Annotated in this window: 19 protein-coding genes; 15 read left to right on the top strand and 4 right to left on the bottom strand. The window is 73.1% G+C overall.

Annotation, left to right across the window (positions count from 1 at the left end; genetic code table 11):
* The first annotated feature begins 26 nt into the window (after positions 1-26).
* Both K2F47_RS20525 and K2F47_RS20520 read left to right on the top strand, forming a co-directional pair.
* Positions 27-1139, top strand: coding sequence for an alpha/beta hydrolase family protein (locus tag K2F47_RS20525; RefSeq protein WP_242906215.1), 1113 nt, complete (start codon positions 27-29; stop codon positions 1137-1139).
* Between the two features lie 150 nt (positions 1140-1289).
* Positions 1290-2876, top strand: a complete 1587-nt coding sequence (locus tag K2F47_RS20520; protein WP_242906214.1) for an alkaline phosphatase D family protein — start codon at positions 1290-1292, stop codon at positions 2874-2876.
* A gap of 46 nt (positions 2877-2922) precedes the next feature.
* Here the strand turns inward: K2F47_RS20520 and K2F47_RS20515 are convergent, their stop codons facing one another.
* From K2F47_RS20515 to K2F47_RS20505, 3 genes are all read right to left on the bottom strand, one after another.
* Positions 2923-3351: a hypothetical protein gene (locus K2F47_RS20515; RefSeq protein WP_242906213.1), complete on the bottom strand. Its 429-nt coding sequence runs from the start codon at positions 3349-3351 to the stop codon at positions 2923-2925.
* Positions 3352-3514: 163 nt separating this feature from the next.
* Positions 3515-4219 (bottom strand): helix-turn-helix transcriptional regulator, encoded by a 705-nt coding sequence (locus K2F47_RS20510; RefSeq protein WP_242906212.1) that lies wholly within the window; start codon positions 4217-4219, stop codon positions 3515-3517.
* A gap of 36 nt (positions 4220-4255) precedes the next feature.
* Positions 4256-5278 (bottom strand): PHP domain-containing protein, encoded by a 1023-nt coding sequence (locus K2F47_RS20505; RefSeq protein ID WP_242906211.1) that lies wholly within the window; start codon positions 5276-5278, stop codon positions 4256-4258.
* An 81-nt stretch (positions 5279-5359) separates the two neighbouring features.
* On the opposite strand from K2F47_RS20505, the gene K2F47_RS20500 reads away from it, so the two are divergent.
* The 10 genes from K2F47_RS20500 (at position 5360) to K2F47_RS20455 (ending at position 15751) form a co-directional block, all read left to right on the top strand.
* Positions 5360-6640 (top strand): sensor histidine kinase, encoded by a 1281-nt coding sequence (locus K2F47_RS20500; RefSeq protein ID WP_242906210.1) that lies wholly within the window; start codon positions 5360-5362, stop codon positions 6638-6640.
* The gene (locus tag K2F47_RS20495; RefSeq protein ID WP_242906209.1) at positions 6637-7302 is read left to right on the top strand and encodes a response regulator; all 666 of its coding nucleotides are present in this window, start codon (positions 6637-6639) and stop codon (positions 7300-7302) included. Before K2F47_RS20500 ends, K2F47_RS20495 begins: the two co-directional genes overlap by 4 nt.
* 334 nt (positions 7303-7636) lie before the next feature.
* A complete protein-coding gene (locus tag K2F47_RS20490) occupies positions 7637-8584 on the top strand; it encodes an alpha/beta hydrolase (RefSeq protein ID WP_242906208.1) in 948 nt (315 codons plus the stop codon).
* Positions 8577-9722: an acyltransferase family protein gene (locus K2F47_RS20485; protein ID WP_242906206.1), complete on the top strand. Its 1146-nt coding sequence runs from the start codon at positions 8577-8579 to the stop codon at positions 9720-9722. Before K2F47_RS20490 ends, K2F47_RS20485 begins: the two co-directional genes overlap by 8 nt.
* Positions 9723-9776: 54 nt before the next feature.
* Complete coding sequence (locus K2F47_RS20480; RefSeq protein ID WP_242906205.1) at positions 9777-10793, top strand: alpha/beta hydrolase; 1017 nt, start codon at positions 9777-9779, stop codon at positions 10791-10793.
* A 97-nt stretch (positions 10794-10890) separates the two neighbouring features.
* On the top strand, positions 10891-12072 hold the full coding sequence (locus K2F47_RS20475; RefSeq protein ID WP_242906203.1) for a PucR family transcriptional regulator: 1182 nt from the start codon (positions 10891-10893) through the stop codon (positions 12070-12072).
* A 102-nt stretch (positions 12073-12174) separates the two neighbouring features.
* The gene (locus K2F47_RS20470; protein WP_242906200.1) at positions 12175-13098 is read left to right on the top strand and encodes an ACP S-malonyltransferase; all 924 of its coding nucleotides are present in this window, start codon (positions 12175-12177) and stop codon (positions 13096-13098) included.
* On the top strand, positions 13095-14063 hold the full coding sequence (locus K2F47_RS20465) for a beta-ketoacyl-ACP synthase III (protein ID WP_242906197.1): 969 nt from the start codon (positions 13095-13097) through the stop codon (positions 14061-14063). The genes K2F47_RS20470 and K2F47_RS20465 overlap by 4 nt, the downstream gene beginning before the upstream one ends.
* Positions 14064-14117: 54 nt before the next feature.
* Positions 14118-14369 (top strand): acyl carrier protein, encoded by a 252-nt coding sequence (locus K2F47_RS20460; RefSeq protein ID WP_156214943.1) that lies wholly within the window; start codon positions 14118-14120, stop codon positions 14367-14369.
* Positions 14370-14443: 74 nt separating this feature from the next.
* Positions 14444-15751 carry a beta-ketoacyl-[acyl-carrier-protein] synthase family protein gene (locus tag K2F47_RS20455; protein ID WP_242906196.1) on the top strand — a complete coding sequence of 436 codons (1308 nt, stop codon included), beginning with the start codon at positions 14444-14446 and terminating at the stop codon, positions 15749-15751.
* Between the two features lie 198 nt (positions 15752-15949).
* Here the strand turns inward: K2F47_RS20455 and K2F47_RS20450 are convergent, their stop codons facing one another.
* A complete protein-coding gene (locus tag K2F47_RS20450; protein WP_214618695.1) occupies positions 15950-16444 on the bottom strand; it encodes a DUF3145 domain-containing protein in 495 nt (164 codons plus the stop codon).
* Between the two features lie 332 nt (positions 16445-16776).
* Here K2F47_RS20450 and K2F47_RS20445 point away from each other — a divergent pair, with 332 nt between their 5' ends.
* The 3 genes from K2F47_RS20445 to K2F47_RS20435 all read left to right on the top strand — a co-directional run bounded on the left by K2F47_RS20445 (position 16777) and on the right by K2F47_RS20435 (position 18978).
* Positions 16777-17916 (top strand): S8 family peptidase, encoded by a 1140-nt coding sequence (locus K2F47_RS20445; RefSeq protein WP_242906195.1) that lies wholly within the window; start codon positions 16777-16779, stop codon positions 17914-17916.
* 94 nt (positions 17917-18010) lie between these two features.
* Positions 18011-18532, top strand: coding sequence for an RNA polymerase sigma factor (locus tag K2F47_RS20440; protein ID WP_242906194.1), 522 nt, complete (start codon positions 18011-18013; stop codon positions 18530-18532).
* A complete protein-coding gene (locus K2F47_RS20435) occupies positions 18529-18978 on the top strand; it encodes a hypothetical protein (protein WP_242906193.1) in 450 nt (149 codons plus the stop codon). Before K2F47_RS20440 ends, K2F47_RS20435 begins: the two co-directional genes overlap by 4 nt.
* Positions 18979-18985 lie beyond the last annotated feature (7 nt).

Below are 18985 nucleotides of genomic sequence, written 5' to 3'. Positions count from 1 at the left end.
CCGGGGCGACCATTCGCGGGAAGCGTGTGCGGTTGTCGCTGCCCGCGCCGAGTGGTCCGCAACGAATTGGAACGACAGCCCTGCATCTGGTCGACCATTCTCGTCGGGACCCGTGGACCGCGCCCGCGCCGCGCGAGCTGATGATCAGTCTGTGGTACCCGACGCTGAATGCCGATGCGCACAGGCGTGCCCCGTGGCTCACTCGGGCGGCGGCGTCGCAGTATCTGAAGAAGGCCGGTAAGGACCTCCGGACGCCGTTGGACGACGTCGTCCTGCCGATGACGCATGCGGGGCAAGGCGCTCCCGTCAGGGCGCACGCGCGCGGGAATCCGGTGGTGCTCTTCTCCCCCGGTTATGGTTCGATGCGTGCGATGGGCACCGCCCTGGTCGAGGATCTCGCCAGCCGCGGATATGTGGTCGTCACCATCGACCACACTTACGACTCACAGTTCGTGGAGTTCCCCGGCGGCAGGCTGGAACTGACCCGGAAACCGGCCGAGCAGTCCGAAGAGGCCGTCGCCAAGGCGTCGAAGGCCCGCCTGGACGACACGAGGTTCGTCCTGGACCAACTCGCGGCCCTCAACGCCGGACGGAACCCCGACGCCGAACAGCGCGGGCTGCCACGCGGGCTCAAGGGCTCCTTCGATCTCTCAAGGATCGGCATGTTCGGTCACTCGCTCGGCGGCGCGGCGGCCGCGGACATCATGGCGGAGGATTCGCGGGTCCTGGCGGGAGCCGACCTGGACGGCACCATTCCGGGGACCGTCGCCGACACCGGCCTCGACCGTCCCTTCCTGCTGATGGGCAACGCCACTCATGGCCGTGACAACGATCCGGACTGGGAGAAGTTCTGGTCGCACCTGCGCGGCTGGCGCCGTGAACTGCGCCTGCGCGACTCCGGGCACCAGACCTTCACCGACCTGTCCCCGATGGGGCAGCAGCTGATGCGGGCGCTCCCGATCCCGCCCCCGGTCGCCGCGCGCCTGACCGAGTCGATCGGCACGATCGACGCCGGACGGGCCGTCGCCGCACAACGTGCCTACATCGGCGCGTTCTTCGACCTTCATCTACGCCACCGCGACGATCACCTGTTGTCCGGCCCGTCCCCGCGATATCCCGAAATCCAGTTCGTGCCTTAACCGTCATCCCCGGGCAGACCCCAGTAGCGAACGCACAATTCGTCCGACCACAGATACCTCTACGAATTGCGATGATCACAGGCTGACCATCGACGGCACCTCGTTCAGGTGGTTTGGTGGTGACTAAACGATCTTGGATCGGAGGGGCCTGTGGGAGCTGTTTCGCGGCGGGGGTTTCTTGGGGTCGGCGGGGCGGCGGCGGCCGCGCTGGTGGTCGGGACCGGGGTGTGGGGGGCGGCGGGGGCTCAGGCGTTCGCTGAGGGGAGGAGTCTGTTCACGCTCGGGATCGCTTCCGGGGATCCGGCGCCTGACGGGTTCGTCCTGTGGACGCGGCTCGCCCCCGATCCGTTCGCGCCTGACGGGAAGGCGGGGATGCCGGAGCGGCCGGTCAAGGTGGAGTACGAGGTCGCGCTGGACGAGGGGTTCCGGCGGGTCGTCCGGCGGGGGGCCGCGGTGGCGACGCCGGAGTTCAACCATTCGGTGCATCCGGAGATCCAGGGGCTGTTGCCCGGACGGGAGTACTTCTACCGGTTCCGGGCGTGCGGGCAGATCTCTCCGGTCGGCCGGACGAGGACGATGCCGCCGGTGACGGCGGATCCCGCCAGGCTCGGGTTCGTCTTCGCGTCCTGCCAGGCTTGGGGGGACGGCTACTACACCGCCTACGACCACCTCGCCGAAGAGGATGTCGAGCTGGTCGTCCACCTCGGCGACTACATCTACGAGACCGAGATCACCGACTCGAACCTGCGCGGGGTCAAGGTGCCGTCGCAGTTCGGTACCGAGGCCAAGGACCTGGCGCGGTACCGGATCCAGTACTCGCTCTACAAGGCCGAGGCGCCGTTGCAGAAGGCGCACGCCCGTTTTCCGTGGATCGTGACGCTGGACGACCACGAGGTCGTCAACGACTGGGCGGGCGACACCGTCATCCTGGGACGCGACCCCAACCCGCCGCCGGAGGTGTTCGCCGCGCGCAAGGCCGCCGCGTTCCAGGCGTTCTACGAGAACCTGCCGCTCCGGCGCGCCCAGATGCCGGACGGGCCGCGCATGATGCTGCACCGGCGCCTGCCGTACGGCAGGCTGGCGACCTTCACCATGATCGACACGAGGTCGTACCGGGACACCCAGGCGTGTGGTGCGGGCGGCCCGATCGCGGACTGCGATGAGCGCCTTGACCCCGCTCGGACGCTGCTCGGCGCCCCCCAGCGCGAATGGCTGGTCGAGGGGTTCCGGACGTCCGGGGCTCGTTGGCATGTCCTCGGCAACCAGGTCCCGATGGCCGAGACCGACTGGGACCCGGGGCCCGCCGAGAAGTTGGCGATGGACCCGTGGGACGGCTACGCCGCCGACCGGGCCAAGGTGCTCGGCGAGGCGCGCGACCGCGGGGTGCGGAACCTGGTCGCGATCACCGGCGACCGGCACCAGAACTACGCCTGCGACCTCAAGCGGGACTTCAACGAGGACGACTCGGCGACGGTCGGCAGCGAGTTCGTCGGGACGTCGCTGACCAGGGGCGGCAACGGCGCTGACATGACCGAGGAGGGACGCAGGTTCCTGGCGGGCAACCCGCACATGAAGTTCTTCAACGGGCAGCGCGGCTATGTGCGGGTCGACATCGACCGTGAGCGCTGGCGGAGCGACTTCCGCGTCCTGCCGTATGTGCAGGAGCCCGGCGCGCCCGTGTCGACGCGCGCGTCCTTCGTGGTGGAGGACGGCAGGCCGGGCGTCCAGCCGGCCTGAGGGGTAGGGCCCGGAGACCCCCGCGGTCTCCGGGCCCCGGTCCCCCCTAGCAGGTCACCTGCACCGAGAACGGCCGGTCATCGTCGACGATCTTGTTGCCCGAGGCCGAGGGCGTGGCGGTGCGGACGAACAGCGTCCGGCTGTCGACCGCGCCGACCAGGATCGAGGAGCTGCCCGGCCCGGGGTCGTTGCCGCCGTTGGTGTTGATCGTCCCGATCAGCGCGCAGCGGCTGATGTCGGTGCTCGCCGTCAGGTTGTAGCGGCCGCCGCCGAAGTGGTTGACGTTGCCGATGCCCGACGAGCTGAGCAGGGCGCCGTTCGCGCCGACCTTGGCGAACAGCGTGGTCGTGGCGATCCGCGTGGTGGGGCGCGACGCGGCGCCGGTGTCCGCCGACGCCCCCGAGACGGCGAAGGCACCGCCCGCGATGGCCGCGGACGCCCCGACCGTCATGAGAATACGTACGGAATTCTTCATGCCTGCCTCCATGAGAATTGCGCTGGAATGCCACATCGGCCCGAGTGAGCACCGGTGAAGTGATCTTGACCGTCCCCCGGTCTCGGGCTTTCCATGACTATGCGCGGTGGCCGCGGGAGGGCGACAGCCCCAGAAACTGGGGGGTTGACAACGCCGTTACCGATCAGACGAATTCGAGGCGGCGGACGACGTAGTCGGGCGGGCCGGAATGCAGGTCCTCGAAGCGGCGTTCGGGTGCGGGCTCGTCGAGCAGGGCGGCGCGGCGGACGCGGTCGATGCGGAACGCGCGGTAGTCGCCGCGCAGGCGGCACCAGCCGAAGTAGTACCAGCGGCGGGACGCGCCGGTGAACGCGACGGGTTCGACGTCGCGCTCGGACTCGGTGCCGCCGCCGTCGACGTAGCCGAGCCGGACGACGCGGCGCGCCGAGACGGCCTCCTCCAGGACGGCCGGGACCGAGGCCGGCTCGTCGACGTCGGGCGGGGTAAGGAAGCGGATGCGGTCGGCCAGTTCGCGGGCCGAGGCGCCGTCACCGTCCGACATGGCGGTGACGATCTTGTGGAGGGCGGTGCGGGCGGCACGGGAGTAGGGGGACCCGTCGGCGCGGGCGAGCGTGATCGCGATCGCGACGGCCTCGGCGGGGGTGAAGTTGAGCGGGGGCAGCGTGCGGCTCTTGTCGAGGGTGTAGCCGCCGCCCCGGCCCACGTCAGCGAAGATCGGCACACCGGCCTGCTGGAGCGCGCCGATGTCGCGCTCGATGGTGCGGACGCTCACCTCGTAGCGGGCGGCCAGCTCCCGGGCGCTGACCCGGCGCGGCGCGCGGGCCCGCAGCTCCTCCACCAGGGCGTACAAGCGGTCGGTGCGGTTCACGCGCCGACCGTACGCGCCCCCTCCGACATTTCCCGGCTAGCGGGCCGTCCAGGCGAGGAGGTCGGCGGCCGGCAGGGTGTTGACCACCCGGTCGGCGGGGACGGCGCAGCGGGCGGCGCGGTCGCAGCCGTGGGGCTGCCAGTCGAGCTGGCCGGGGGCGTGCGCGTCGGAGTCGATCGCGAAGCGGCAGCCCGCCTCGACGGCGAGGCGCAGCAGGCGCTTGGGCGGGTCGAGGCGCTCGGGACGGGAGTTGATCTCCACGGCGACGTCGTAGGCGGCGCAGGCGTCGAAGACGAGCGCGGCGTCGAACTCCGACTCGGGGCGCAGGCCGCCGCGCTTGCCGCCCGCCTTGACGATCCGTCCGGTGCAGTGCCCGAGGACGTTCACGCGCGGGTTCGCGATCGCGGCGACCATGCGCTTGGTCATCGCGACACGGTCCATCCGGAGCTTCGAGTGGACGCTGGCGACGACGACGTCGAGCCGGTCGAGGAGGTCGGGCTCCTGGTCGAGGGCGCCGTCCTCCAGGATGTCGACCTCGATACCGGTCAGGATGCGAAAGGGCGCCAGCTCCTCGTTCAGCTCGGCGACGACGTCGAGCTGGCGGCGGAGCCGGTCGGCCGACAGGCCGTTCGCGACCTTGAGGCGCGGCGAGTGGTCGGTGAGCGCGATGTACCCGTGGCCGAGGGAGCGGGCGGTCTCGGCCATCTCCCGGATCGGGGACCCGCCGTCCGACCAGTCGCTGTGCACATGCAGGTCACCCCGTAGGGCCTGGCGGAGCGCGGCGGCGGCCTCGTCCGGCGGCTCGCCCTCGGTCGCCTCCAGGCGGCGCAGGTAGATCGGGGTCTCGCCGCGCAGCGCCTCCTCGATCACCAGGGCGGTGACCTTGCCGATGCCGGGCAGGGCCGTCAGCGTGCCCTCGCGGGCGCGGGCGGCGAGGTCGTCCGGGGGCGTGCGCTCCACGAGATCGGCGGCCGAGCGGAACGCGCGCACACGGAAGGTCGGCTCGTGTGCGCGTTCCAGCAGGAAGGCGATGCGGCGCAGGGCTTCGACGGGCTCCACGCCCCGACCGTACCCAGGTATGACGGCGGGTGGCACCGCGGTGTCATCCGGCGGGTGCCCCGATTCTCTAGCCTGGGGCTCATGTCCAGCGAGAACACCCACCTGCTGCGGCAAGTGCTGCGGGACGGGATCCTCGCCGCCACCGTGACCGGCAAGGCCGACCCGGCGCCGCTGAACCGCCCCTGGCCGCTGCTGCTGCGCTGGACGCGCTTCATCGGCGTCGGACGGCTGCCCTACGGCGTCGTGGCGAACCTGTTCGGGCTCATGCTGACGGTCGGGCTGATCGCCGGAACCGTGTCGCTGCTCACGACGGAGACGACGCGGCGGGGCCTGGACGTCTCGGGCGGCACGAAGTTCTTCGTCGCGCTCGCGGTGACCGCCCCCCTGGCGCTGCGCGAGCGGTATCCGCTCGGCGCGTGGCGGCTGAGCTTCGTGTCGATGGCGCTGGTGGACGTCAGCGACTGGCTGACCGTCCCCTACGTCCCGGCGGGGGTGTTCGCCGGGATCGTGACGCTGTACACGGTCGCCGAGCGCTGCCCGCGGGACATCACGCTCGGCGTCGGGATCCTGTCGTTCACCGGCGTCTGGATCAAGGATCCGCAGACCGGGGCGGGCGCGTCGGTGCTGCTCCTGCTGCCGCTGATCGCCGGGTACGCCGTCCGGGTCCGGCGGACGGCGCGCCGCGAGCTGGCCGAGCAGGAGCGGCGGCACGCCGACGCCGAGGCGGTGCTGACCGAGCGGCAGCGCATCGCGCGGGAGCTGCACGACGTCGTCGCGCACCACATGTCGATGATCGCGATCCAGGCGGAGGCGGCCCCCTACAAGGTCGACTCGGTGCCGGACGAGACGCGCCGCGACCTCGCCGAGATCCGCGCGACCGCGCTGGACGCGCTGACCGAGCTGCGGCGAATTCTCGGCGTGCTGCGTTCGGAGGACGGCGCCGAGACCGCGCCGCAGCCGAGCCTGGAGCGGCTGGAGGAGCTGCTCGGCAACGCGCGCGCCGCCGGACTGCGGGTGTCGGCGCGGCTGGACGGCGACCTCACCGGGCTCCCGCAGGGCGTCGGCCTCAGCGCGTACCGGATCTTGCAGGAGGCGCTGAGCAACGCCATGCGGCACGCGCCGGGGTCGCGGGTGGAGGTCGAGGTCGTCCGGGACGACGGCGTGGTGTGGCTCGGCGTCGTCAACGGCCCTCCCGGTGAGGGCCATGTGCCGACCCCGTCCCCGCCCGGCGGCGGGCACGGGCTGGTCGGGATGCGGGAGCGGGCCGCCACACTGGGTGGGGAGCTGACCGCCCGTCCGACGTCCGAGGGAGGATTCGCCGTGACCGCCACCCTGCCGGTGAACGCGAAGGACGCCGCATGAGCGTGCGCGTGGTGATCGTCGACGACCAGGGCATGGTGCGCACCGGGTTCGGGGTGCTGCTGAACGCCCAGCCCGACATCGAGGTCGTCGGCGAGGCCGTCAACGGCGAGGAGGGGCTGGCGCGGGTGGCCGAGCTGCGTCCCGACGTGGTGCTGATGGACGTCCGGATGCCGGTGATGGACGGGCTGGAGGCCACCCGGCGGCTGCTGGCCAACGCGGCCGAGGACGCCCCGAAGATCCTCATGCTCACCACGTTCGACCTCGACGACTACGTCTACGAGGCGCTGCGGGCCGGGGCCAGCGGGTTCCTGCTGAAGGACGCCTCCGCGTCCGAGCTGGCCGAGGCGGTGCGGGTGGTCGCGGCGGGCGACGCGCTGCTGTCCCCGTCGATCACCCGGCGGCTGATCGCCGAGTTCTCCCGGCTGGGGGCGCCGCGCGCGCCGTCCCGCAAGCGGCTGGACGAGCTGACCGAGCGGGAGACCGAGGTGCTCGCGCTGGTGGCGCGCGGCCTGTCCAACGGCGAGATCGCGGCGGAGCTGGTCGTCGCGGAGCAGACCGTCAAGACCCATTTCGGGCGGATCCTGATGAAGCTCGGCCTCCGGGACCGGCCGCAGGCGATCGTCTACGCCTACGAGATCGGCCTGGTGCGCCCCGGCGACTAGTCAGTGTTCATTGCAATCTCGGCCCAGCGTGCTCGCCTGGCGGCTCGCACACTGACCGATCCTGTGCGGGCGCGGATCGCTTCGCGATCTTCGCGGTGGGGCCTCGCCTCCGGCGTCGGCCCCACCGCTCAGCTACGCGCCCGCGTGACGGCTGAGGTCGCTGCGGAGGGCGTCCTAGCCCTCGCGGCGGACGCGTCTGATACCTGGCGGGGTGCCGGTAGTACCGGGGGGCGACGGCGCAGGACGGCACCGCCGGTTGATCCGCTCTACAGCGCCCGATTTCTACCTTTCTGGTCAGTGGTTCCCCACATGACCCGACCAGGAAGGACGTCCCATGCGCAGCCGCATCCGCCGCACCGTCGCCGCCGTGGTGGTGCTGGCGGTGATCGGCTCGACCACCGCCGCGACGGGACGTCCCGACCCCTACGGCGCGCCGGGGCCGCTTCCCGGGCTCTCGCCGGCCACTCTCCACGCCCGCTTCGAGGCGACAAGCCGGGAGATCGTCCGCGCGCGGGACACCGCGCGGCGGGTGGGCGACGGCGGGCGCGTCAAGGCGCTCTCGGCGTTCCTCTCGCCCGGACGGCGGTTCCTGTCGTTCGACGCGCGCGGGCACGGACGGGCGGTCGAGGTCATCGGCGACCTCGTCCACGCCGACCGGGTCGCGGTCGTGGTGCCCGGCGCGGACAGCACCCTGACCTCCTACGACTCCGGCAAGTTCGTCGGCGGCGGCAGCCGCGCGCTGTACGACCGGGCGGGCGGCGCCGGGGCGCGGCTCGCGGTGATCGCCTGGCTCGGCTACGACACGCCGTCCACGCTGGGCCCGGGCGTGCTCACCGCCTCAAGGGCCGGGGACGGCGCGCGCGGCCTTCGACGGCTCGTCGGCGACCTCCACCGGACGAACGCGCACGCCCGGTTCGCCCTGCTCTGCCACAGCTACGGGTCAGTGGTGTGCGCCAAGGCCGCGCACCCCCTCGCGTCACTGCCGGTGGACGAGATCGCCCTGTTCGGCAGCCCCGGGACGACCAAGCGCGACGCGTCCGACCTCGGGACGCCCGCCCACGTCTGGGCCGGACGCGCCCACGGCGACTGGATGGGCTACGTCCCGAACGTCCGGTTCCTCGGAGTCGGCTTCGGCGCCGACCCGGTCTCCCGGGACTTCGGCGCCCAGATCTTCGACGCCGGGAGCGGCCCGCACAGCGGCTACCTGAAGCCCGGCTCGCGCGCGCTGGCCAACCTCGCGCTGATCGCTCTCGGCCGCGACCAGGAAGTCACCCATGCGTGACCGGGCGGTCGACGCGTTGCGGGCGTTCGCGATCCTCGGGGTCGTGCTCGGGCACTGGCTGGTCACGGCGTTCGTCATGCCCGGCGGTACCGGCGACGTCCGGGTGGCCAGCCCGCTCGCCGCGATGCCCGGGCTCGTGCCGATCTCCTGGGTGCTCCAGACGCTCGCGGTGTTCTTCCTGGTCGGCGGGTACTCGGCGGCGAAGGGCCTGCGCCGGGGCGAGCCGTGGGGCGTCCGGCTGCGGCGGCGGCTCGCGCGGCTGGCGCGTCCGCTGCCGGTGCTGCTGGTCGCGTGGGTACCGGCGCTCGCCGTCCTCCGCCTCGCCGGATACACCCCGGACAGCCTGTACACGCTGGTCAAGCTGGTGGTGAGCCCGCTGTGGTTCCTGTGCGTGTACGTCGTCCTGACCGCGCTGGCCCCGGCGGTCGCGGCGCTGTGGAGGCGGCTCGGGATGTGGGGCGCCATCCTGCTCGTCGCGGCGACCGGGCTGATCGACGCCGGACGGTTCGCGCTCGGCGCCCCCGGCTGGATCGGCTGGGCCACGGTCCTGACCGGCTGGCTCGTGCCGTTCCACCTCGGCGTCGCCTGGGCGGACGGGGCGCTGCGCGGCCGCCGCGCCGGGCTCGTCCTGCTCACCGGCGGCACCGCCGCGACCGCGCTGCTGATCGTCTGCGCGGGATACCCGGTGAGCATGGTCGGGGTGCCGGGCGCCGCGATCTCCAACCTCAGCCCGCCGACGCTCGCCGCCGTCACGTTCGGGCTCGCCCAGACGGGCCTGGCGCTGCTCCTTCACGGCCCGCTCACCCGCTGGACGCGACACGCCCGGAACCACCGCGCGGTCGCCGCCGCGAACCGCTCGGCGATGAGTGTCTTTCTGTGGCACCAGACCGCGATGATGGCGGTGACGGTCGGCGCGTTCGCGGCGGCCGGAACGTTGCCAGGGCTGCACACCGCCCCCGACCGGCCGCTGTGGCTCGTCGAGCGGCTGCCCTGGCTGGCCGCCTTCGCGGCGGTACTGGCCGGGATCGGCGCGCTCGTCCACCGGTTCGAACGTCCCGGGGCGCCCCCCGACCGGCCCGCGCCGGCGCGCTCCCCGAACCCCGCCCGCGTTCCGGACGTCACACGAGCGACCCCCTGAATTCCAGAACCAGCCGCCCCCGCCGGACGATCACGGATGGTAGAAAGACGGACGATGCCGCCGCCACGCCACACGCCGCCACCGCGCGCCCGACGGCTCAGAAGGATCGCGGCCTGCGCCGCGACCATCTCGGGGCTCATGCTGACCACGGCCGGGACCGGACACGCCGACCCCTACGCCGCGCCCGCCCCCGTCCCCGCCATGGCGCCGTCCACGCTGGACGCCCGGTACGCCGCCGAGCGCGGCTCCATCGAGGCGGCGCTGCGGACGGCGCAGGCCGTCGGCGACCGGCACCGGCAGCGCACGCTCGGCGCGTTTCTCACGCCCGGCAGGCGGTTCCTCTACTTCGACGCGCGCGGGCGCGGGCGCGCCGTCGAGGTCGTCGGCGACCTCGCCCGCGCGCGCCGCGTGGCGGTGCTCGTCCCCGGCGCCGACACGACGCTGACCGGCTTCGACGACCGGGGCGACAAGCCGTGGTCGACGCCGGGCGGCGGGGCGCGCGCCGTCTTCGAGCAGGCCCGCGCGATGACGCCGCGTCCCGGCCTGGCGGTGGTCGCGTGGCTCGGATACGCCGCGCCCAAGACGTTCAGCAGCGACGTCCTCACCGCCGAGCGGGCCGACGAGGGCGCGCGTGAGCTGCGCGCGTTCCTGAGCGGCGTGCGCAACGTGAACCCCGCCGCGCGGATCGGCCTGCTCTGCCACAGCTACGGCTCGGTGGTCTGCGGGCGGGCCGCCCTCGCCGATTCCGCGCCTGGACGGGCCGCATGGAGGCAGGTCACCGACATCGCCCTGTTCGGGAGCCCGGGCACCACCGCGTGGTCGGCCGCGCGGCTCGGCGGCACCGCCCGCGTCTGGGCCGGACGCGGCACCGCCGACTGGATGGAGGACGTCCCGCACGTCCGCATCCTCGGCCTCGGGCTCGGCCCCGACCCCGTCTCCCGCGACTTCGGCGCCCGGATCTTCGACGCGGGCGAGGCCGGGCACAGCGACTACCTCGCGCCGGGCTCGCCGTCCCTGCGCAACCTCACCGGCATCGCGCTCGGCCTTCCCAAGACGGTCATAACACGCTGACCCTCCGTCTACAGAACACTGACCGACAGTGCCGGACAGCAGGCGGGCCGTCCGCTACGGGACAGGTCATCCCCCGGGTGGTGGCACCCTTGGGATCGTGGACAACGCGAACGAGGCCGAGATCCGCGAGCAGACCACCCAGCGCCTGGAGAAGGCCATGGGCACGTTCGGCACCGCGGCCCTGACCAGCATGGAGGAGCAGCTCCCCTGGTTCAGGCGCATGCCCGCCGACCAGCGCTCCTGGATCGGCCTGGTCGCCCAGGCCGGCATCGCCGCGTTCGTGGAGTGGTTCAAGAACGACGAGCGGACCCGCCCGGCGATCGCGGGCGAGGTGTTCGGCACCGCCCCCCGCGAGCTGCTGCGCTCGATCAAGCTCCAGCACACCATCGACATGATCCGCGTGATCATCGACGTGGTGGAGACCCGGCTGGACGAGCTGGCCGCGCCCGGCGGCGAGGCCCAGCTCCGCGAGGCCATCCTCCGCTACACCCGCGACGTCGCGTTCGGCGCCGCCCAGGTCTACGCCCGCGCCGCCGAGACCCGCGCCGCGTGGGACGCCCGCCTGGAGGCCCTCGTCGTGAACGCCGTCCTGCGCGACGAGGTCGATGACGGCATGCACTCCTGGGCCGCCGCCCTCGGCTGGACGTCCAAGCCCGTCACCGTCATCGCCGGGTTCACCCCCGAGGACGAGGAGCCCGAGGTCACCATCGACCAGATGCAGATCGCGGGCCGCCGCGCGCGCGCCGACGTGCTCGCGGGCGTGCAGGGGAACCGGGTCATCGTGATCGTCGGCGGCGAGACCGACCCGATGGAGGCGGCCCGGCCGATCGCGGCCAAGTGCGGCCCCGGCCCGGTCGTCGTCGGCCCGCAGGTCGGCGACCTCTACGATTCCACCCGCTCCGCCCACGCCGCCGTCGCGGGGCTGCGCGCCGCCGCGGGGTGGCCGGACGCGCCGCGGCCCGTCCACGCGTCCGAGCTGCTGCCCGAGCGGGCCCTGGACGGCGACGACGAGGCCCGCCGCCACCTGGTGGACAACGTCTACAACCCGATGCTCGCCGCGGGCGCCCCGCTGCTGGACACCCTCACCACCTACCTGGAGCAGGGATCGTCGCTGGAGGCCACGGCGCGGCTGCTGTTCGTCCACCCCAACACCGTCCGCTACCGGCTGCGTCGCGTCACCGAACTGACCGGCCTCGCCCCCACCGACGGCCGCAACGCCTTCACCCTGCGCATCGCCCTCGTGCTCGGCCGTTTCGTCAAGCGTCCCGTACGTGGCTGAGAGAGGTTCATTGGCCCTTGTAGGGGTCGTACAAACCCCTATGACCAAAGTTCGTGCCGATCGGCATCGGAATGTGGGGGCGATAGCGGCAGGCTGGTCGGCGTGATCCTCCTCGCATCGCCCGGCCAGGGCGCCCAGACCCCCGGCTTCCTCCAGCCGTGGCTAGAGATACCCGGAGTCGCCGACCGCCTGGCCTGGTGGTCGGCCGTCACCGGCCTCGACCTGGTCCGCTACGGGACGACCGCGGACGCCGAGGAGATCCGCGACACCGCCGTGGCCCAGCCGCTGCTGGTCGCCGCGGCGCTCGCCGCCTTCGAGACGCTCTACCCGGCCGACGAGCCGGGCAAGCCGGACGTGGTCGCCGGGCACAGCGTCGGCGAGCTGTCGGCCGCCGCGATCGCCGGGGTGCTGACGCCCGAGGCGGCGCTGGTGCTCGTCCGGGAGCGGGGCCGGGCGATGGCCGAGGCCGCCGCCGTCACCGAGACCGGCATGACCGCCGTGCTCGGCGGCGAGCCCGACGAGGTGCTCGAATCGATCGACAAGCACGGGCTGACCCCCGCCAACGTCAACGGCGCGGGCCAGGTCGTCGCCGCCGGGACGGTCAAGGCCCTCGCCGCGTTCGCCGAGGACCCGCCCGCCAAGGCGCGGCTGCGGTCCCTGTCGGTCGCCGGCGCGTTCCACACCGAGCACATGGCCCCCGCGGTCGACCGGCTCCGCGCGCTCGCACCGGGCGCCCCCGTGGCCGACCCGCGCACGACGCTGCTCCAGAACCGGGACGGTGCCGCCGTCGCGTCCGGCCGGGAGTTCCTCGGACGGCTCGTCGAGCAGGTCAGCGCCCCCGTTCGCTGGGACGCGTGCATGGACACGATGCGGGAGCTCGGCGTCACCGCGATCATCGAACTGCCGCCCGCCGGGACGCTGACGGGCCTCGCCCGCCGCGCCCTCGACGGCGTGGAGCGGCTCGCCCTCAAGACACCCGCCGAGCTCGACAAGGCCCGCGAACTGATCGAGGCTCACACGTCATGACCCCCGCACTGCGCATACCCGAGGTCACCGCCGGCGCCCGCATCCTGGCCTTCGGCGACTACCAGCCCGCCCGGATCGTCACCAACGACGAGCTGTCCAAGACCGTCGACACCACCGACGAGTGGATCCGCAGCCGCGTCGGCATCGCCGAGCGGCGCGTCGCCGGCGACGACGAGGGGATCGTCGAGCTCGGCGTGCAGGCCGGCGCGAAGGCGCTCGCCGGCAGCGGGCTCGCCCCGTCCGACATCGACCTGGTCATACTCGCGACCTGCTCGGCCGAGTCGCCGATGCCGGGCCACGCGCCCGCCGTCGCGCACCGGCTCGGCATCGAGGCGCCCGGCGCGTTCGACATCAACGCCGCCTGCGCCGGGTTCTGCTACGCGCTCGGCACCGCGAGCTCGGCGGTCCGCGCCGGCAGCGCCCGCAACGTGCTGGTGATCGGCTCGGAGAAGATGTCCCAGTGGATCGACTGGACCGACCGCTCCACCTGCATCATCTTCGCCGACGGCGCGGGCGCGGCGGTCGTGACCGGCAGCGACTCCCCCGGCATCGGCCCGGTCGTGTGGGGCAGCGCCGGGGACGGCTTCGACAAGATCATCATTGACGACCGGCACTCGTTCATCCGGCAGGAGGGGCAGGCGGTGTTCCGCTGGGCGACCACCGCCATCGCGCCGATCGCGCGGGAGGCGTGCGAGCGCGCCGGCATCGCCCCCGAGGACCTCGCCGCGATCGTCCCGCACCAGGCCAACCTGCGGATCATCGAGGCGATCGCCCGCAAGATGAAGGCGGTCAACGCCGTCGTCGCCGACGACATCATCCGCTCGGGCAACACCTCGGGTGCCTCCATCCCGCTCGCCCTGTCCCACATGATCGAGCGCGGCGACGTGCCGTCCGGCGCCCCGGCCCTGCTGGTCGGGTTCGGCGCGGGGCTGTCCTACGCCGCCCAAGTCATCCAGATCCCGTAGGCGCGTCCGCGCCCGCACAGCTCTGGACCAACCCACCGAAGGAGAACCCGCACCATGGCAGTCGCCACCGAAGAGCAGATCCTCGCCGGCATCGCCGAGATCATCGACGAGATCGTCGGGGTCGACAAGGCCGAGGTCACCCCGGACAAGAACTTCATCGACGACCTCGACATCGACTCGCTGTCGATGGTGGAGATCGCCGTGTCCGCGCAGGACCAGTTCGGCGTCGAGATCCCCGACGACGAGCTGCGCAACCTCAAGACGGTCCAGGACGTCATCAACTTCGTCCAGAAGCTACAGAGCTGAACCGCGGGGACGGCGCGCCGCCGAGCGGTGCGGCGCGCCAGGCCCATCCGCCCCGTTCGCAAGGAGCAGCACGCATGAGCACGAGCAAGACCACAGTCGTCGTGACCGGTTTCGGGGCCACGACCCCGCTCGGCGGGGACCTTCCGTCGACGTGGTCGGCCCTGCTCGCCGGCAAGTCCGGCATCCGCCCGCTGACCTGGGAGGGCGTCGAGAACCTGCCGGTGCGGTTCGCCGCCACGCTCGCGGTCGACCCCTCGGAGGTGATGCCGAAGCAACTCCTGCGCAAGCTCGACCGCAACCAGTCGATCGCGCTGATCGCCGCGCGGGAGGCGTGGACGAGCGCCGGGTTCGCCAAGCCCGTCACCCGCCGGTCCCGCAAGGAGGAGTCGCCCGCCGGTGTCGACGGCGGCTTCACGGTGGACGGCGAGCGCCTCGGCGTCGTGGTGTCCAGCGGCATCGGCGGCCTGCACACGGCGCTGGACAGCTACGACGTGTACAAGGAGAAGGGCTGGTCGCGGGTCTCGCCCTTCACGGTCCCGATGCTGATGCCGAACGGCGCGTCCGGGCACGTGGGCATCGAGTTCGGCGCGATGGCCGGATCGCACGCCCTGGTCAGCGCCTGCGCGTCCAGCGGCGAGGCCGTCGGCTACGCCGTCGACATGATCCGCGCGGGCCGCGCCGACGTCATCATCTGCGGGGGCACCGAGTCGTGCATACACCCCCTCCAGATGGCGTCGTTCGGTTCCATGCGCGCCATGTCCACCCGCAACGACGAGCCGGAGCGCGCGTCGCGTCCCTACGACAAGAACCGTGACGGGTTCGTCCTCGGCGAGGGCGCGGCCGTCATGATCCTGGAGTCGGAGGAGCACGCCCGGGCGCGCGGCGCGGACATCCACGGCATCGTCGCGGGCTGCGGCTACTCCGGCGACGCCTACGACATCGTCCTGCCCGACCCCACCGGCGCGGGGCAGGCCAAGGCGATGCGGCGGGCCCTCGCCGACGCCGAGCTGGCGCCCGAGGAGATCGTGCACATCAACGCGCACGCCACCTCCACCCCCGCGGGCGACGTCGCCGAACTGGCCTCCATCAAGGCCGGGCTCGGCGAGGAGGCGGCCCGCAAGGTGATCATCACCGCGACCAAGTCGATGACCGGGCACCTGCTCGGCGGCGCGGGCGCACTGGAGTCGATCTTCACGATCCTCGCGCTGCGGGACGGGATCGTGCCACCGGTCGCCAACCTGGACGACATCGACGACGAGGTCGATCTCGACATCGCGCGCGGCGAGCCCCGCAAGCTCCCCGACGGCCCGGCCGCGGCGCTGAACAACTCGTTCGGCTTCGGCGGGCACAACGTGTCGGTCGCCTTCCGCCGGGCGCTCTGACACACGCGCATCTGACACACGCGCATAGGACGGCCCGGTGAGCTTCCGCTCACCGGGCCGTTCCGCGTCGTGGAGGGGCCCCTCGGGCATGGACTGCGGCGCCCCGGCGCTCTGGTGAGCGGCGGGGCGCACGCGCCGTGAAGCCGACGTGGTGCGGGGCGCGCACGGTGCGGGGACGGGCGCGCTCCCCCTCCGGCGTCAGACCGCGGCGTGCAGCCAGCGGACGGGTGCCCCGTCGCCGGCGCGGCGGAAGGGTTCGAGCTCGTTGTCCCACGGGGTGCCGAGGAGACGGTCGAGCTCGTGCTCCAGCGTCGCCTTGCCCACGGCGGCGTTCGCCATGACCGAGCGGAGCCGGTCCTCGGGGACCATGATGTCGCCGCTGGCGCCGATCACGCCGGTGAACACCCCGAGGGACGGGGTGAAGCTGTAGCGGACCCCGTCGCACCCTGGCGTGGGATCCTCGGTGGCCTCGAATCGCAGCAGTTTCCAGTTCCGCAGCGCGGACGTGATGCCCGCCGCGGTGCCCGGCTTGCCCTCCCAATGAAGCTCGGCGCGCAGCGTTCCCGGCGCCGCCGCCTGATCGGCCCATTCAAGGGAAACGGGCACACCGAGAACACCTGCGGCGGCCCACTCGACATGCGGGCTCAGCGCAGGTGGCGCGGAGTGGACGTAAAAAACGCCACGTGCGGTCACCGGACCTCCTGGATCTGTACCGAGGCTCGTCTTCCCCTACGGCCTCGTACGTCCCAAGACGGCGTCCGCGTCCCTCATTGTGCATCATCGGCACCTGTCGCACCACCGTGAGTTCGCTGTTTGTCGAACCCTTGACCACGGGATGCGCACCGTTCACGGTTCCCGACCGTCCAGGGTAGGGCGCGGGAGCGGGACCGCGCAGCGCAAGGGGCCGAAGGGCGGCGGCCCCGCGGACGGCTTTCGCGATCAAGCGTTACCCCGTGTCACAGGTCCGGCACGATGAGTGCGGGAGCGGGATCTCACACATGGGAACACAGCGAAAGCGAGGATCGATGTTCGATCAGCAGGCACGGCTGGAGCGGGTGCTGGAGCGGCACCCGGACGCCGTGGTGGTGGAGCCGGTGCCGGGACGTCCCGCGCTGGTCCGCCGTGACCAGATCCTCGTCACCGGGCACGACGCCGGCCTGGCGCAGGACCGGGTCCGCCGCTGGTTCGAGTCGCGGCACGACGAGGAGGGCGTCACGCGGCTGCGGCTGCGGGCGCCGCTGAAGGTGGACGTGTGCGAGCTCACCGCCGAGCTGGCCGGGGACGGGCGGCACCGCCGGATGAGCGTGGCGCCCAACCACCTCGTGCTGGGGCAGCCGCTCTGGTGGAGCGGGCCGGCCGACCTGGCGCGTCCGGCGGACCCGGTCCCGGCGCCCGAGGGCGAGCCGGGGCGGCGGGACGTCACGGTGGCGATCCTGGACACCGGCCTGTCGCCGCACCCCTGGTACGAGGACGCGGACTGGTTCCGCGAGCAGCGCGAGGAGGTCGCCGAGGTCCTGGACGCCGACTTCGACGCCGAGCTGGACGCGCAGGCCGGGCACGGCACGTTCATCGCGGGCGTGGTGCTGCGGCACGCGCCGTCCGCGCGGCTGCGGGCCCGGCGGGTGATCGGCGGCGACGGCGTCGGCGACGAGGCGGCGGTGATCCGGGCGCTGACGTGGCTGGCGGCGTGGGGCGGCGCGGACGTCGTCAACCTCTCGCTCGGCTGCCACACCTTCGACGACCGGCCGTCCCCGGTGCTGGCGCGGGCGGTCGCGGCGCTCGGCCGCCGGACGGTCGTGGTGGCGTGCGCGGGCAACGCCGCGTCCGACCGGCCGTTCTGGCCCGCCGCGCTCGGGCCGGTGGTCGGCGTCGCGGCGCTGGACGGCGCGGACCGCGCGCGGTTCTCCAACTACGGCTGGTGGGTGGACGCGTGCGCGCAGGGCGTGGACGTGACCAGCAGCTACGTGGAGTTCAACGGCCGGGCGGCCGACTTCCACGGCTACGCGAGCTGGAGCGGGACCTCGTTCGCGGCCCCGGCCGTCGCGGGGAGGATCGCCGGGCTGGCCGCGCGGGAGGACCTCGACGCGGTGACGGCGGCCGACCGGGTGCTGGATCCGACGCACCGCCCTACCCTTCCCGACCTCGGGGTAATCATCAGTTCTTGAGCACGGCACGGACGCGAACCGGTAACCGTGGGTGCCGGGACCGTCACCGAACCCCTAGATTGAAGGGAGCGGGGGGCCTCCGGAGGAGACTTCGATGGCCCTGCAAGACGGGACGGACGAACTGATGAACCGGGCCCGCGACGGCGACGGCGCCGCGTGGGCCCGGCTGGTCGAGCGCTACAGCGGCATGCTCTGGGCGATCGCGCGCGGGCACGGGCTCGGCGACGCCGACTCCGGCGACGTGGTGCAGACCACGTGGCTGCGGCTGGTGGAGCGGATGGACGGGCTGCGCGCCCCAGCGGCGGTCGGCGCGTGGCTCGCGACGACCGCGCGGCACGAGAGCGCGCGGCTGGCGGCGCGGGCGGGCCGCGACCTGCCGCCGCTGGTCGTGGCGGCGCCCGAGTCGGCGCCCGACCAGGTGGTGGTGGCCCGGGAGCGCCTCGGGCAGGTCGCCACCGCCATCGCGACGCTCCCGCGGCGCTGCCAGGTGCTGCTGCGGATGGTCGCGCAGAACGCGGGCCAGGCCGATCTCGCGGCGGCGCTGCGGATACCGGTCGGCAGCGTCGGGCCGACCCGGGCGCGCTGCCTGGAGACGCTGCGCGGGCTCGTCCGGTGAACGACGACGAACTGCTCGCGCGCGTGCGGGCCGCGTTCGACACGCTCGACCCCCTCCCGGAGGCCGTCCTCGCGGCGGGACGCTCCGCGCTCGCCTGGCGGACTCCGTCGGCCGTGCTGGCGGCGCTCACCGGCGACCTGGCCGGGCGGGTCGCGGGCACCGTCCGCGGCGGCGGCGTCCGCGCGCTGACGTTCACCGGCCCCGGCCTGACCGTGGAGGTCGAGGTGGCGCGGTCCGGGTGGGACCGCGAGATCACCGGGCGGCTGATCCCGTCCGCGGACGTCGTCGTGTACGTCCGCCACCCCGACCTCGCGCCGGGCGAGGTGACGGCGCGCGTGGAGGCGTCCGGGCTGTTCTGCCTGCCGCGCGTCCCCGACGGCGTCGTCAGCCTCGACCTGCGGTTCCCGGACGGGACGTCCGTCGTCACGAGTTGGATCCGGTTGTGATGGGGCC

The sequence above is a fragment of the Actinomadura terrae genome, assembly GCF_022751215.1.
Lineage (GTDB): Bacteria > Actinomycetota > Actinomycetes > Streptosporangiales > Streptosporangiaceae > Spirillospora > Spirillospora terrae.
Note: the sequence above shows the minus strand (reverse complement) of the source record. Positions and strands in the feature narration are given on the sequence as shown.

Excerpts from the sequence above, each read along its gene's own strand:
- K2F47_RS20515 (WP_242906213.1), bottom strand. The coding sequence starts at position 3,351 with ATGAAGAATTCCGTACGTATTCTCATGACGGTCGGGGCGTCCGCGGCC.
- K2F47_RS20500 (WP_242906210.1), top strand. The coding sequence starts at position 5,360 with ATGTCCAGCGAGAACACCCACCTGCTGCGGCAAGTGCTGCGGGACGGG.
- K2F47_RS20495 (WP_242906209.1), top strand. The coding sequence starts at position 6,637 with ATGAGCGTGCGCGTGGTGATCGTCGACGACCAGGGCATGGTGCGCACC.
- K2F47_RS20490 (WP_242906208.1), top strand. The coding sequence starts at position 7,637 with ATGCGCAGCCGCATCCGCCGCACCGTCGCCGCCGTGGTGGTGCTGGCG.
- K2F47_RS20485 (WP_242906206.1), top strand. The coding sequence starts at position 8,577 with ATGCGTGACCGGGCGGTCGACGCGTTGCGGGCGTTCGCGATCCTCGGG.
- K2F47_RS20480 (WP_242906205.1), top strand. The coding sequence starts at position 9,777 with ATGCCGCCGCCACGCCACACGCCGCCACCGCGCGCCCGACGGCTCAGA.
- K2F47_RS20465 (WP_242906197.1), top strand. The coding sequence starts at position 13,095 with ATGACCCCCGCACTGCGCATACCCGAGGTCACCGCCGGCGCCCGCATC.
- K2F47_RS20460 (WP_156214943.1), top strand. The coding sequence starts at position 14,118 with ATGGCAGTCGCCACCGAAGAGCAGATCCTCGCCGGCATCGCCGAGATC.
- K2F47_RS20455 (WP_242906196.1), top strand. The coding sequence starts at position 14,444 with ATGAGCACGAGCAAGACCACAGTCGTCGTGACCGGTTTCGGGGCCACG.
- K2F47_RS20445 (WP_242906195.1), top strand. The coding sequence starts at position 16,777 with ATGTTCGATCAGCAGGCACGGCTGGAGCGGGTGCTGGAGCGGCACCCG.
- K2F47_RS20440 (WP_242906194.1), top strand. The coding sequence starts at position 18,011 with ATGGCCCTGCAAGACGGGACGGACGAACTGATGAACCGGGCCCGCGAC.